This is a genomic window from Mycobacterium sp. OTB74 (assembly GCF_029892685.1).
Taxonomy (GTDB): Bacteria; Actinomycetota; Actinomycetes; order Mycobacteriales; family Mycobacteriaceae; genus Mycobacterium.
The window spans coordinates 26,204-39,010 of the sequence record NZ_JARXVD010000026.1 but is presented as its reverse complement, the minus strand read 5'-3'; the positions used below and the strand labels follow the sequence as shown (position 1 = coordinate 39,010).

Here is a 12,807-nt window from a genome sequence, read left to right as displayed (position 1 = left end):
ACTCGCAGTGATGACGACGACCGGTAGTACAAATTGAATGGCCGACCGCACCTTAGTAATCCCTTCAGCGTTACCCCCTCATCATGACCAGGTCATGTTACGAACGCGCTGACCAGCGAACATGAAGGCGCGCTTGACAATTCGGTCAAGCATTCGTCACGGTTCGGCGACGGAAAGGTTTTCCACGTTTGGAGGGCCGCGGCGGGGTGGACGGTGCCGCTCACCAAGGCTCGGTGGTCTGTTTGGGGCGCGGTGCTCAGCGTGTCAGGCAGACCGGCGGGCCAGGTGACGGCTGACGTAGACGATGCCGGAGTGGTGCGATGAGGCCGCGCCGGAAATCGCGGCCGCGAACTCGTCTTCGGTGGGCCGAGGCTGGGTGAGGATTTCAGCCGACACCACGGTGAAATCGATGCCGTGCTGATGGAACTCGGAGCGCATGGCGTGCAGGGTGGTCTCGCCGGCGCGCTTGCCTGCAGCCAGCGAGGTGTAGCCCTTGGGCACCGCCTTGTTGGGATAGAAGTGCGCCTGATGGCTGGTGACGAACACGATCTGACCGCCGGCGGGCATGAACGGCAGGGCCAGTTGGGCCAGGCGCCGCTGGGCAATGCGGTTGATGCGCATGGCGGCTCCGGCGCCATCGGCGTAGTTGAATCGACCGGAGGCGTTGAGCACCAGGACATCCAGGCGGCCGAAGCGCAAGGCGATGTCGTCGATCATCGCGGCGACGGCAGCGCCGTCAGAGACGTCGGCCTGCGCCGTCGAGGCCCGACCGCCAGCGGCGCGGATTGTCTCGGCAACCGCTTCGGCCTGGGCGCTGCTCTGGCGATAGTTGACGATGACGTGGGTGTTCGGGTCGGCGAGGTGGATGGCCGCCTCGGCGCCGATGCCTCGTGACGCGCCGGTCACCAGGACGATCCGGGTGCGTGGATGTGCCGGCATTTCGGTCCCCTTTGTCATCGATGTTGTTTCAGGGTGCAGTTCCTTACGGTGACCGAGCCTACACCTAAATTAAGAAAAATAAGATGCTCGTAAGATCACAATAAGGCAGACGACTGGGCTCGGTGTGGTGGCGAAAATCCGGTGGTCATCGGCAGGCTTTCCACTGTCGGTATGCCTCGGGTAGGCAGACCGCACAAGGGCGGTAGCCGGCGGAGGCGGCGGTCTGTTCGTCGGCGAAGAACACCCGTTGGGTGATGTAGCCACCTGAGGCGATCGCCCGCAGCGCCGAAGGACAGTCCAGGCGCCCGTAAATCTTGCTGCGCCGTTGCCCCCCAACGGTTCCCGGGATATTGCTGCGGTACGGGTGGCCGTCGGCATCGATCAGTGTGTACTGCATGGCCGGCCTCACGCGGCGTCATGGAAGACCAGGCCAAGGGTGAACCTGGTCCCGGAACGCACCGTCGACACGCCGTGCCGGATGGGCGCCGCCGACCAGCCCCGCGCCGACTTGGTGGGTCGGTCGCGGGTGGTGAACACCAAGCCGTGTCCGTGCGGAATGACGGTTGCGGTGCCGCGAGATTGCGCACGGGCACGTTGCTCGTAGAGCAGGAATTCACCGCCGGTGTAATCGGTTCTCGGATCGGTCAGGTTGATCACGACCTGCAGCGGGAAGATCAGTTCGCCGTAGAGGTCGCGGTGCAGCGCATTCCAGTCTCCAGCAACGTATTTCAGCAGAATTGCCGTGGTTTTGGTCTGGCCGGCCGCGTGACACATCTGCAGCCACTCGTCGAAGTCATCCGGCCACGGCGCTTCACGGCCCAGCCGCCCCCACCAGCTGCGGGCGATCGGCAGTAGGTGTGGATACAGTGCGCTCTTCAGCGCCGTCACGGCGGTGGGGTAGGGCTGGCGAAAGTAGCGGTACTCGCCCTCGCCGAATCGGTAACGGCTCATGTCGATCGTCGATCGAAACCGGGGCGCATCGGGGTACAGCGCAACGATCTCGGCGGCCTGCGCCGGTGTCAGGAGGGGTCCGGTCAACGCGCATCCAATGGCGTCGAGTTCGTCTCCGACACGACCCCAGTCGACGGCGTCCACCCGCTGCCGCCAGACATCGACCCCAGTCATGCCGCGGCTTCCAAGGCGAGCAGCAGGCGTTTAGCTTCCGGGCCGCCGAGGTAGCCACCCATGGCGCCGTCGCTGCGAACGACACGGTGGCACGGAACCACAACCGGCAGTGGGTTTTTCGCACACGCTGTCCCCACTGCGCGCACCGCTTTGGGGCTGCCCGACAGCGCCGCCACGGTTGCATAGCTCGCGGTTTGTCCGTACCCGATTTCGGGCAGGTGGTGCAGCACCGTACTGCGGAACCCAGCGGCCAGCCGCCAGTCCAGCGGCAGGTCAAACGTGCGGCGGGTGCGGTCGAAGTATTCGTCGAGTTCGCGGGCGGCCGCGTCGAGTCGGGCCGGTGCATGCAGCACCCGCGGGCTCACCTTGTCCGCAAGCTGCTGCAGGACTGCGTCGTGATCTTCGCGGGCGTATGCGACCCGGACCAGACCCTGCTCCGTCGCAGCCAGCAGTAGCCGCCCGACCGGGCTGTCGACGGTGCTGTAGGCGATGTCGAGGACCCCGTCGCGCTGGGCTGCGGCTGCGAGCCGGCCCCGCAACTCGGCAAGCTTGTCGCGGCCGGGTTGGGTGATTCGCGCCAGGTCGCCGGCGATGCTCTCGTCGTTATTCATTGGTGTCTCCTTTCCTGGGCACGTTGATCTCGGCGAGGCCGTCGAGATAGGTGCGCCGTAGCGTGGCGATGCCGTCGGCGGCGGCGCGGCGTGCGGCCGTGGCGGTGCCGCCGAGGATGTCGGCGATCTCGTTGTAGGGCAGTCCGGCCAGGTAGTGGTAGGCCACGGCGTGCTTCTGCTTGTGCGGAAGCTGATCGACCGCGGCGGTCAGATCGTCGAAGTCGCCCGCATCGCGGGGACTCGGCGTTTCGGGAACGATGTCGGTGGGGATCGGCTGGCGCGTCCGGGTCCGGGTGATGTCGATGGCTTTATGGTGGGCGATGGTGACCAGCCAGGCCTCCAGATTGGCGCCCTCCGAAAGATCGGGATAGGCCTTCAGCGCCGCCAAGAACGTCTCCGACCAGGCGTCGTCGGCGTCGTGCGCACCGACGACGGCACAACAGACCCGAAAGACGGTGGGGCCGTGGTCGCGGACCACAGTCTCAAATGGCGGTTTGGCTTTCACGCCCTGTAGACGCTCCGTGGCCGGCTTTTGTGAGGTGTCGATCGTGAGTGATTACCGATCGTAGGTGCAGCTGCCGGTGAAATCAGTCCGTCGCGTGGTCCGGATACGCAGGGGCCGTGATCAGCGGGTGTCGCCGGAGATTCCCAACAGCTCGCGGACCGCGGTTCGTGGACCGTACGGACGCAGCATCTGGCTGGCTGGCCGCGGCCGCACGTTCAATGGCCACCAGAACCAGCGGCCGAGCAACCTGGCCACCGCCGGCGTCATGAACGAACGGACGACCAGTGTGTCGAACAGCAGTCCCATACCGATGGTGGTGCCGATCTGTCCGAGGACAACAAGGTCACTGAAGATGAACGACGACATGGTGAACGCGAACACCAACCCGGCCGAGGTGACCACGCTGCCGGTACCGGCCATGGCGCGGATGATGCCGGTGTTCAAGCCGGCGTGGATCTCCTCTTGGAACCGGGAGATCAGCAGCAGGTTGTAGTCGGCTCCCACCGCGAGCAACAGGATGATCGCCAGTGGCAACACGATCCAGAACAGTGGAATCCCAAAGATGTACTGCCACACCAGAACTGACATACCGAATGACGCTCCGAGAGACAGCACGACCGTTCCCACGATCACCAGCGCCGCGACCAGGCTGCGGGTCAGGAACATCATGATCAGCAGGATCAGGGTCAGCGAGGACAGCGCGGCGATCAGCAGGTCATAGGTCTCGCCGTCGGCGATGTCCTTGTACGCCGAGGCGACACCGCCCACGTAGATGTTGGCGTCGGCCAACGGGGTGGCTTTGATCGCGTCGAACGCCGCGTCCTTGATCGCGTCGACATGCGAGATGCCCTGTGCGCTTTGCGGATCGCCTTGGTGGGTGATGATCATTCGAGCGGCCTTGCCGTCCGGGGACATGAACAGCTTCATGCCGCGCACGAAGGCCGGGTTGGTGAACGCTTCTGGCGGTAGATAGAACGAGTCGTCGTTCTTGGCGTCGTCGAACGCCTGCCCCAGCGCGGTGGAGTTCTGCAGTGCTTCCTGTGTCTGCTTGTTCTGGCCGCTGGTGACGGAGTAATTGGACAAGCTGAGGTCGCGATTTCGCTGCTGGATGGCGATCTGGGGCGGTATCAGATCGAGCAGCTTGGTCTGGAGGGCATCGAGTTTGTCCAGGCTGCCGGTGATCGCCTGAAACTGCTCACTGAGCTGATCAATGCCGTCCAGCGAATCGAAGACCGACCTCAGGGCCGCGCAGGCCGGGATGTCGAAACAGTGTGGCTCCCAATAGAAGTAGTTGCGCATCGGCCGGAAGAAGTCATCGAAGTTGGCCAGCTGATCGCGCAGGTTGTTTGTCACCGCGACGGTGTCGTGAAACGCCTGGGTCTGTTCATGGGTGGCTTGACTGCTCTGCCGCTGCAACTCCAGTTGCTGTTTGAGCACCGCGATCGACTTGCTGGCTTCTGCGGCCTGCTGTTGCAGGTATGAGGCCTGGTTCTGCTGGATCGACAGATTCATCAACTGGCTGGCACTGGACGAGCTGATCTGAAACGGGATGGACGTGTGGGTGATCGGCGTTCCGAGCGGGCGGGTGATCGACTGGACCAGGGCGATGCCACGAGCGTGGAGAATGGATTTTGCGACGCGCTCGAGAATCAGCATGTCGGCTGGGTTGCGCATGTCGTGATCGGCTTCGAGCATGAGTAGTTCGGGGTTCAGCCGGGCAGCTGAGAAATGTCGTTCTGCCGCTGTGTAACCCAGGTTCGACGGGCTCGTCGCGGGCATGTAGGAGCGGCCGTCGAAGCTGGTCTTGTAGCCCGTCAACGCCAGCAGGCCGATCAGCGATACCGCGCAGGCCGCAATCAGGATCGGACCGGGCCAGCGCACGATGGCGGTGCCGATGCGCCGCCAGCCCCGGGTCCGCATCTTGTGCCGGGGATCCATCAGGCCGAAGAATCCGGAGATCACCAGCACCGCGGGACACAGCGTCAGCGCCGCGGCGAGTGTCACCAGCACCCCGAGAGCCGCTGGTATGCCCAGGGTTTGGAAATAGGGCAGCCGAGTGAAAGCGAGGCAGGCCACGGCTCCGGCGACGGTCAGGCCCGAGCCGATGATCACGTGTGTGGTGCTGGACAAAGAGACGTAGAACGATGACTCGCGATCCAGTCCTCTGGAACGCTCCTCGTGATAGCGGCCGACGAAGAAGATCGCGTAGTCGGTACCGGCCGCGATGGCCAACAGGGTCAGCAGGTTCGTCGAGTAGGTCGACAGTCCGATGACGCCTGTATGTGCAAGCAGCGCAATGGTTCCGCGGGCTGCCGACAGTTCGATCATCACCGTCACCAGCACCAGTAGCGTCGTGACCACCGACCGGTAGACCAGCAGCAGCATCACCCCGATCACCAGGAAGGTGATGCCGGTGACCTTTGCAGTGCCCTTGCTGCCGACTTCGAACTGGTCGGTGATGGTCGGGGCCTCGCCGGTGACGTAGGTCCTGATCCCTGGTGGCGCAGGAGTATCCGCGACAATCTTGCGTACGGCATCCACCGATTGGTTGGACAGCGCCTCGCCCTGGTTGCCGGCCAGGTACACCTGAACCTGGGCGGCCTTGCCGTCCTTGCTCTGCGAGCCGCCGGCGGTCAGCGGGTCGCCCCAGAAGTCGTCGACATGCTCGACGTGCTTGGTGTCGGCCCTGAGCCGTTGGACCAAGGTGTTGTAGTACTGGTGCGCCGCATCGCCCAGCGGCTGATCGCCTTCCAACACGACCATTGCCGAACTGTCCGAGTCGAATTCCTGGAATACCTTGCCTATGTGCATCATGGCCCGCAGTGACGGTGCATCGGGGGAGTTCATCCCCACCGAACGTTCGGCGCCGACGACTTCCAGTTGCGGTGAAACGGTATTCGTCACCGCGGCGACGGCGATCCAGAACAGGAGAATGGGTACGGCGAGGCGGCGAATCACCCGGGCCGACCGCGAACGTCGCACCGGCTCGGGTGCCTCGTGGTCGCTCACGCGGACTTATCCAGGCACGAGGTGTAGGCGTTCACGTTGTTGACGATCCTTTCGTCCTTGACGATGCCGTCGACCGTGACTCGGCACCCGACCATGTTGCCGGTCCCCTGTGCGCGAAGGTCGGCGAACATCGTTGGGTCGTTGGTGGTCAACACAATCGACCACGGCAGCGGCGCGTTGTCGACGCGCTGCGGCTGGGCCTGAGGGTCCATGTAGTTGATGGTGGCGGTGCTGCCGGGTGAGCCGAAAACCTCGAACAGCACGTGCTTCGGGTTGAAGGTGGTGTTCTCCAGGGCTTCATTGCCTGGACGGGTGGTCTCGAAGTGGGACCCGAAGACGCCGTGCAGCCGGGAAACACTGAACGCCACGACTGCCACCACCGCGATCGCAGCGATCATCGCCCAGTGGCGCTTGAGGAATGTCCAGAACCGGCGACGGATCACTACCCCCGTCCTTTCGGTAATCGGCACAAACTGCGGACCAAACCTGAACAGTACGGTACGGTACCGGACTATCGGGCGCAACGCTCCGTCGCGGCGTTCGTCGCAGCCGAGGAGGTGTCGGTTTTGGCAGAACCACCACAGCACGATTGGTTAGGGTCGCCCGGTGGCTACTGAGTCACCGCGCGCCGTGACGGCCGCTGTGCCGGAATCGCAGTGGACCGCACGGGAAGCGGAGTTCTTGGCGATCACGTTGCGGCTGCTCCAGCAGCACGGGTACGACAGGCTGTCTCTCGAAGAGGTGGCCATCGAGGCGCGGGCGAGCAAAGCCACCATCTACCGGCGCTGGCCGTCCAAGGCCGAGTTGGTGCTGGCCGCTTTCATCGAGAGCACCCGCGGAGAAACGGTTGTGCCGCAGACGGGATCGCTTCGTGACGACCTGCTGGCCATTGGTCTTCAGGTGTGCGAGCACGCCGAACGGCACACTCCCACGATGCGGGCGGTGCTCAATGAGGTCGCCCGCAGTCCCGGCTTGGTCGCGGCGTTCCGCAGAGAATTCATCGACGCGCGGCACCGGGTGGTCGTGGCGGTGCTCGACAATGCTGTCGAACGGGGGGAGATCGACCGCGCCGCCATCAATGACGAACTGTGGGATGTGCTCCCGGGCTACCTCGTCTTCCGAACGTTGCTGCCAGGCGTACCGCCCACTCCCGAGACCGTTCAGGTGCTGGTCGACGACGTGATGATGCCGAGTCTGCTGCGTACGCGGTGACGCTCGGGTCGAACAGGATTCGACAGCAACATCACTGCCCGACAACCGCTGTGTTGCAACTCGATAAGTATCGCCCAGTTGCACGCCCGGGCTGGATATTATTGATGGAGTGGACCGTCGAACCGCTCTGAAGCTGCCGCTACTGCTAGCCGCCGGTTCCGCTGTAGCCACGCTGCCGGGCATGCCCCGGGCCTTTGCTGCGGTGCCTCGATGGTCGGTCGACCGCGCCAACGCCTGGTACCAGGCACAGGGCTGGTTGGTCGGCGGCAATTACATCACTTCGACGGCAATCAACCAGCTCGAGATGTTCCAGGCGGGCACCTTCGACCCCCGGCGCATCGACGCCGAACTTGGCGCAGCCCGCTGGCTTGGGTTCAACACGGTGCGCGTCTTCCTGCACGACTTGTTGTGGGTACAGGACAAGCAGGGTTTCGCAGGGCGGGTCAGCCAGTTCCTCAACATCGCCGCCAGCCACGGAATCAAACCGCTGTTCGTCTTCTTCGACTCCTGCTGGGACCCCCACCCGCAGCTTGGCACGCAGCGGGCGCCGCGGCCCGGTGTACACAACTCGGGCTGGGTGCAGAGCCCCGGTGCCGACCACCTGGGTGACCCGCGCTATCGGTCCGTCATGCACGACTACGTCACCGGCATACTGAGCCTGTTCCGCACCGACAACCGGATTCTGGGCTGGGACTTGTGGAACGAGCCCGACAACCCGGCCAGCGTCTACCGCAGTGTCGAACGTACTGACAAGGTGGCGCTAGTGGCCGACCTGTTGCCGCAGGTCTTTGCCTGGGCACGGGCCGTTGATCCTGTTCAGCCGCTGACTTCTGCCGTGTGGCAAGGAAGTTGGGCCAACCCGGGCCAGCGCAGTCAGATCGCTTCGATCCAGCTGGACAACTCAGACTTCGTGACGTTCCACAGCTACGCCAAGCCGGCGGATTTCGCCTCCCGGATCGGTGAGCTTGCGCCGATCGGCCGGCCGATCGTCTGCACCGAATATCTGGCCCGCACGCAGGGCAGCACCATCGAGGGCATATTGCCGGTCGCCAAGCAGCACAACGTCGGTGCGTTCTGCTGGGGGCTGGTGGCCGGCAAGACGCAGACCTATTTTCCGTGGGATTCGTGGGACCACCCGTACAAGGCAGAGCCGAAAGTGTGGTTCAGCGATCTGCTGTACCCCAATGGGCGGGCCTTCCGAGACAACGAGGTGCTTACTGTTCGGCAGCTGGCTGGGGTGGCCGGGCAGACCTGATCGACGCGTTGCTCCAGCGGGCGCATAGGAACTCGCCGTTGACCGCTGTATCCGCCAGCTTCCATTCCGAACGGACGGGCAGCACTGGCGAACCTGCGCCCAGCGTGCACGGCGCATAACTCACGATGATCTGGTCGATCAGCCCGGCCGTGACGAACTGCGCTGCCACGTCACCACCACCCATCACCCAGACATCCTTGCCCGCGGCCGCCTCGACGAGCGCCGAATGCAGGTCAGCGACATCGCCGGAGAAAACCTGGACCGGATGCTCCGGCTGCACGATCTGTGGCCGCTGGGTGAGAACCCACGTCGGCTGGTCGTACATCCACTCGCCGGGTTGATTCTTCACCAGCCATTCGTAGGTGGATGATCCCATCGCCAGTGCGCCAATGGTTTTGATGAAACCGTCGTAGCCGAACGGGCCGTTGGCATCAATATTTCGGGTGAGCAGCCAGTCGAGGCTGTCCTCGGTGTCGACGATGAATCCGTCCAGGCTCGATGCGGTGTAGTAGACGGTCGGCATGGACCAATCTCATCAGGTGTCCCGCATGCCCGTTGACGCGGGCGTTGTCAGTGACCAACGACGCCGTCAGGCGTGCGGCAATGAATCCCACGGGATGCGTTGAGAAATAACAACTTCTGACCTCATGGGACCGTCAAACCGCGGTTGGTGGCAGCTATCGGCGTGGCGTCGTCGGGGCTGGTGCCATTTGGCCGGGCCCCATCATGCCGCCCTGTCCCGCCATACAGCCGGACCCCATCATGCCGCCGGAGCCTGTCTGGCCCGGCCCCATCTGACCGGTGTTGCTGTCGCCGTGATGCCAGAAATAGTGGTGGCCGGATGCTCCGGCGATAAAGAATCCTGAGAAGAAAACCACCGCGAGAATGAATACGACTCCTGCGAAGATGCCCACCCAGGCGAGCACCTGATTGAGTCCGTTAGGGCGGTCAGACCGGCTGTTGCGGTCCTGCGCAGATTTTGGCTCTGCCTGCGATTCGGGTGCGTCAGTCATGTCTCAATCGTGCAGATGAGGCGACCTCTCGAACGAGGGCATTTAGTCACAACTCCCTAGCGCCGAGGTCCTCCACGCCTGGTCCGCCAGCGCAGAGAACGTAGGCTCGAGCGTGGTGATCACGCAGATGGTGGCGTGCCGCTCGACCGCTTGCGCGAATCTATCTTCCGCCACGAACCGCACGTCGTTACCGATCCAGGCGGCGAGCCTCTGCCCTCCCGAGTGATCAGGCCCGCTGTGGATCAGTAATCGAAGTCGGTCGCACCACTGGCGGTGGAGTAGTCGATGTAGATCGGGTTCGAGAGGAACGGTGTCGCGCCGGAGTTCATCTGCGTGGCGTCGACGCCGGAATCCGTTGTGACGGTGGGTGAATTCGACGAGGTGGTGGTGTAGGTGTACAGGAGCGTGGTGCCACTGTAGACCGAGATCGTGGTTCCACTCGGGACGCTCGAGATCACCGTGGACGGAATGGTCCCGTTGACGCCACCGGAGTCGATCAGCAGATTCAGGGCCGTCGGGGTGGCACCGTTGATGCTGACCTGACCATCGGTCACAAGCGGCGAGCCCGAAACCGAGGCGCGCACCGGCAGCGGATTGGCGCCGAACTGCAACTGGCCGGTGGACTCGTTGATGTACACGCCTTCACTCAACGGACCGGGCAGCGCCGAGGTGACGATGCTCGGCCCGGGGCCCACCGCATTGGTTCCGATGCCCAGCACACCCACCACGCTGTCGCCTGACAGGTAGTTTTCGAACGCTGTCTCGTCGGCGCCACTGTTGACGATATCGACTGCGGTGGCACCGGTTTCGATGCCGTTGCCGAAGTTCACCGTGGTGTCGTACTCGGTGTAGTTGTAGGTCAGCCCTCCCGCGTAGGCGCCCGTATTGGTGCCGATTGCGGTGCCCAGACTGCTCGCCGTCCCGACGTTGTCGGCGCCGATCACCAGACCCGATGACCCGGTGTCGACCAAGACCGGGACGTACTTGCCGCCGTTTACCGAGATGTAGACGATCGGCTCGGTGCCGGAAGCCATGATCAGCGGGACCGACCCGTACACCCGGCCGTTGATGGCGGCTTGGGCGATATCGCTCGAGGCGGTTGTGAGGCCCATGCTCGAGGTTGTGGACTCGGCGGCGTTCAGCGCCGAAACGGCCATGCCGGGGAGCGACTCGTTGAAATTGAGCACGAGCTGCGCCACCCCGCCGAGGAGCAGGTTGTTGTAGTTCTGCTCGTAGAACTGCAGGGCTGAGGCGTTTCCGCTCTGCCACGCGTTCAGTTCCGTAGCTGCCACCGAGAGCTCGATCTCCGGGACGATTGCCTCGATGCTGCTGAACAGGTTGCCCTGGGTGCCGGTGCTGATAGCCGATTGGGCGGCCGATATTTCACTCAGTGCGCTCTGCACGTACTGATCGGTGGTCGTGGTCTGGCCGGACTGCCACGGTGGGCTGGTGAAGGTTGCAGCGGCGGTGCTGGCCGTCGAGGTGATGGCGCTGGATGCCGAGTTCAGAGTCTTGGTCAGGGTTTCGCTGACGCTCTGGGCGGCCGCTGTCAGGGTCTGTTCGGTGTCCTGGGCGGCGGTGTTCAAGGCCTGACCGATGGTGGTCAGCACGGTCAGCACGGCGGAAGCGCCGGCGGACAGTGGGGTTGTTGTGGTATGGGCCGCCGAAGCAGGTGTGGTGGCAGCGGCTGAGGCTGTGGGGGCGGCACTAGCGACGGCAGCAGCCGGTTGGGCGACGGACACGGCAGCAGCGGGCGAAGCCGCCGGCGTGGCCGCCGGCGTTTCGGACGCAGTCTGCGGCACCGCAGCGGCTGAAGTGGCGGCGGCCGACTTAACCGGGGCCGAATGCTGTTCCAGATTGGGCGACTTCGCGAGGTCACTGGTCGTCGGACGGTTGGCCGACGAGTTCTTCGAGTGAGCCGAGTGAGTAGCCGTCGAATCAGACTGTGCGGTGGAGTCAGAAGTGGCGTCAGCCGAGGCCGACGAAGCCGACGTCTTCGGGGTGCTGCTGCTCGATGTCGTGGCGGTAACGGCAGCGCTGCTTGATGCCGTGGGGCTCGAAGCGGAGGTGCCGGCATCCTTGCGGCTGGTGTCTTGATGTCCGGACTGCCCGGCGTCGCTTGCCGGCTTGGAGTTGGTGGCCGCGGCGGCGTTGTGCGTCGCAGAACTGCTCGCGGAGTGCGTCGATGACGACGTGGATGAGTGTGCCGAGGAGGACGACGAAGACGACGATCCCGAGTCCGTCGAAGGCTTGGCATTGGCCACGGCAGTGCCGCCGAACAGCGCAGCGCCCACACCGACCGTGGCGGCCCCGGCGCCGAGCCAGCTTGATACCGCCAGATTCCGGCGCCGACGGTGCTGACCGGCCATGCGGGGGCCTCCAAAGGTTTGCTGAAACTCGCGTTTGCGGACGATTAGTCAACCATCGACGCCGCATTTACCCATGCAAGACCCACTCAGCGGAACCACAATCGCTACATTGGCAGGAAACTCCAAGGTTATGTCGGCCCGATGTTCACGTGCCGGTACCGACCGTGACGCGGTAGGCCCCCATGGGGCTCGGGTGTGCGATCGGCTGGGGCGGCATCGCGGCGGGAACTCACCAGGAAGGCGCGGGCGTGAGTTGCATCTCGGGTGGCGGAGCATCGAGATATCCCGGGCACGTGGTCTCGATCTTGAAGATATGCCACTGAGTCTCACCAGGATTCGGAGGCATCCGTCTACTGAAGGAGTACGTGTCGTCGACCTTGGTCGCGGTGACCTCTTGCGGATCGGCGACGAACCCTGCGAACTCGTCGTAATGCAGCCCCGCCTTCTGGACGGTGAGACGGCCGAACTGCGTGAGCTGGATCCGCACCGTGCGCGTCGGCTTTTCCTTCACCAGGATCACCAAGCCACTGTTGGGTTGCCTGGCGCAGATCACGTATGGGGTTGACATGCTGCGGGTTTCATCGTCGAACACGATCGAGGTGACAATCGGCGAATCCCGCTGACAGCCGATTAGTCCACCCGAACTCAGCACGGCGACAAGGGTCGCCGTGCAGCGGGCAGTCACGCCGGTGCAACGCACAACCGCAGTATGGGGCTAAAGGTTTGGCTGAGCACGATTTCGAGCGTTCAACCCCAACCGCCGCTATCT

General features: G+C 64.0%; 16 protein-coding genes. 5 read left to right on the top strand and 11 right to left on the bottom strand.

Features of this window, described 5'->3' with window-relative positions:
* Positions 1 to 264: 264 nt before the first annotated feature.
* The 7 genes from M2432_RS25370 to M2432_RS25340 form a co-directional block, all read right to left on the bottom strand.
* Positions 265 to 939 carry an SDR family oxidoreductase gene (locus M2432_RS25370; protein ID WP_280829604.1) on the bottom strand — a complete coding sequence of 225 codons (675 nt, stop codon included), beginning with the start codon at positions 937 to 939 and terminating at the stop codon, positions 265 to 267.
* A gap of 145 nt (positions 940 to 1,084) precedes the next feature.
* Positions 1,085 to 1,336: an Ada metal-binding domain-containing protein gene (locus tag M2432_RS25365; RefSeq protein ID WP_280829603.1), complete on the bottom strand. Its 252-nt coding sequence runs from the start codon at positions 1,334 to 1,336 to the stop codon at positions 1,085 to 1,087.
* An 8-nt stretch (positions 1,337 to 1,344) separates the two neighbouring features.
* Positions 1,345 to 2,064 carry a 2OG-Fe(II) oxygenase gene (locus M2432_RS25360; protein WP_280829602.1) on the bottom strand — a complete coding sequence of 240 codons (720 nt, stop codon included), beginning with the start codon at positions 2,062 to 2,064 and terminating at the stop codon, positions 1,345 to 1,347.
* The gene (locus tag M2432_RS25355; protein ID WP_280829601.1) at positions 2,061 to 2,675 is read right to left on the bottom strand and encodes a methylated-DNA--[protein]-cysteine S-methyltransferase; all 615 of its coding nucleotides are present in this window, start codon (positions 2,673 to 2,675) and stop codon (positions 2,061 to 2,063) included. The genes M2432_RS25360 and M2432_RS25355 overlap by 4 nt, the downstream gene beginning before the upstream one ends.
* Positions 2,668 to 3,180, bottom strand: a complete 513-nt coding sequence (locus M2432_RS25350; protein WP_280829600.1) for an RNA polymerase sigma factor — start codon at positions 3,178 to 3,180, stop codon at positions 2,668 to 2,670. Before M2432_RS25350 ends, M2432_RS25355 begins: the two co-directional genes overlap by 8 nt.
* Before the next feature lie 120 nt (positions 3,181 to 3,300).
* Complete coding sequence (locus tag M2432_RS25345) at positions 3,301 to 6,189, bottom strand: MMPL family transporter (RefSeq protein WP_280829599.1); 2,889 nt, start codon at positions 6,187 to 6,189, stop codon at positions 3,301 to 3,303.
* The gene (locus tag M2432_RS25340) at positions 6,186 to 6,629 is read right to left on the bottom strand and encodes an MmpS family transport accessory protein (protein WP_280829632.1); all 444 of its coding nucleotides are present in this window, start codon (positions 6,627 to 6,629) and stop codon (positions 6,186 to 6,188) included. The genes M2432_RS25345 and M2432_RS25340 overlap by 4 nt, the downstream gene beginning before the upstream one ends.
* Positions 6,630 to 6,795: 166 nt before the next feature.
* Between M2432_RS25340 and M2432_RS25335 the strand changes: the two genes are divergently transcribed.
* Both M2432_RS25335 and M2432_RS25330 read left to right on the top strand, forming a co-directional pair.
* The gene (locus tag M2432_RS25335) at positions 6,796 to 7,401 is read left to right on the top strand and encodes a TetR/AcrR family transcriptional regulator (RefSeq protein ID WP_280829598.1); all 606 of its coding nucleotides are present in this window, start codon (positions 6,796 to 6,798) and stop codon (positions 7,399 to 7,401) included.
* Between the two features lie 109 nt (positions 7,402 to 7,510).
* A complete protein-coding gene (locus M2432_RS25330) occupies positions 7,511 to 8,656 on the top strand; it encodes a 1,4-beta-xylanase (protein ID WP_280829597.1) in 1,146 nt (381 codons plus the stop codon).
* Here the strand turns inward: M2432_RS25330 and M2432_RS25325 are convergent.
* From M2432_RS25325 to M2432_RS25315, 3 genes are all read right to left on the bottom strand, one after another.
* Positions 8,616 to 9,179, bottom strand: coding sequence for a dihydrofolate reductase family protein (locus M2432_RS25325; protein ID WP_280829596.1), 564 nt, complete (start codon positions 9,177 to 9,179; stop codon positions 8,616 to 8,618). The two genes, M2432_RS25330 and M2432_RS25325, sit on opposite strands and share 41 nt — an antisense overlap.
* A 154-nt stretch (positions 9,180 to 9,333) precedes the next feature.
* A complete protein-coding gene (locus tag M2432_RS25320) occupies positions 9,334 to 9,669 on the bottom strand; it encodes a hypothetical protein (RefSeq protein ID WP_280829595.1) in 336 nt (111 codons plus the stop codon).
* A 242-nt stretch (positions 9,670 to 9,911) separates the two neighbouring features.
* Positions 9,912 to 11,288: a PecA family PE domain-processing aspartic protease gene (locus M2432_RS25315; RefSeq protein WP_280829594.1), complete on the bottom strand. Its 1,377-nt coding sequence runs from the start codon at positions 11,286 to 11,288 to the stop codon at positions 9,912 to 9,914.
* Here M2432_RS25315 and M2432_RS25310 point away from each other — a divergent pair.
* From M2432_RS25310 to M2432_RS25300, 3 genes are read left to right on the top strand one after another with little or no spacing between them, the layout of a single operon-like run.
* Positions 11,266 to 11,586 (top strand): hypothetical protein, encoded by a 321-nt coding sequence (locus M2432_RS25310; protein ID WP_280829593.1) that lies wholly within the window; start codon positions 11,266 to 11,268, stop codon positions 11,584 to 11,586. The genes M2432_RS25315 and M2432_RS25310 overlap by 23 nt on opposite strands.
* A 45-nt stretch (positions 11,587 to 11,631) precedes the next feature.
* Complete coding sequence (locus M2432_RS25305) at positions 11,632 to 11,766, top strand: hypothetical protein (RefSeq protein ID WP_280829592.1); 135 nt, start codon at positions 11,632 to 11,634, stop codon at positions 11,764 to 11,766.
* 30 nt (positions 11,767 to 11,796) lie between these two features.
* Positions 11,797 to 12,030: a hypothetical protein gene (locus M2432_RS25300; RefSeq protein ID WP_280829591.1), complete on the top strand. Its 234-nt coding sequence runs from the start codon at positions 11,797 to 11,799 to the stop codon at positions 12,028 to 12,030.
* 237 nt (positions 12,031 to 12,267) lie between these two features.
* On the opposite strand, the gene M2432_RS25295 is transcribed toward M2432_RS25300, so the two are convergent.
* On the bottom strand, positions 12,268 to 12,738 hold the full coding sequence (locus M2432_RS25295; protein WP_280829590.1) for a hypothetical protein: 471 nt from the start codon (positions 12,736 to 12,738) through the stop codon (positions 12,268 to 12,270).
* Positions 12,739 to 12,807 lie beyond the last annotated feature (69 nt).

What these genes read in the sequence shown, in the direction of transcription:
- M2432_RS25320 (WP_280829595.1), bottom strand. Translation starts at nt 9,669, where the DNA reads ATGACTGACGCACCCGAATCGCAGGCAGAGCCAAAATCTGCGCAGGAC.
- M2432_RS25365 (WP_280829603.1), bottom strand. Translation starts at nt 1,336, where the DNA reads ATGCAGTACACACTGATCGATGCCGACGGCCACCCGTACCGCAGCAAT.
- M2432_RS25355 (WP_280829601.1), bottom strand. Translation starts at nt 2,675, where the DNA reads ATGAATAACGACGAGAGCATCGCCGGCGACCTGGCGCGAATCACCCAA.
- M2432_RS25325 (WP_280829596.1), bottom strand. Translation starts at nt 9,179, where the DNA reads ATGCCGACCGTCTACTACACCGCATCGAGCCTGGACGGATTCATCGTC.
- M2432_RS25370 (WP_280829604.1), bottom strand. Translation starts at nt 939, where the DNA reads ATGCCGGCACATCCACGCACCCGGATCGTCCTGGTGACCGGCGCGTCA.
- M2432_RS25360 (WP_280829602.1), bottom strand. Translation starts at nt 2,064, where the DNA reads ATGACTGGGGTCGATGTCTGGCGGCAGCGGGTGGACGCCGTCGACTGG.
- M2432_RS25310 (WP_280829593.1), top strand. Translation starts at nt 11,266, where the DNA reads ATGGTGGTCAGCACGGTCAGCACGGCGGAAGCGCCGGCGGACAGTGGG.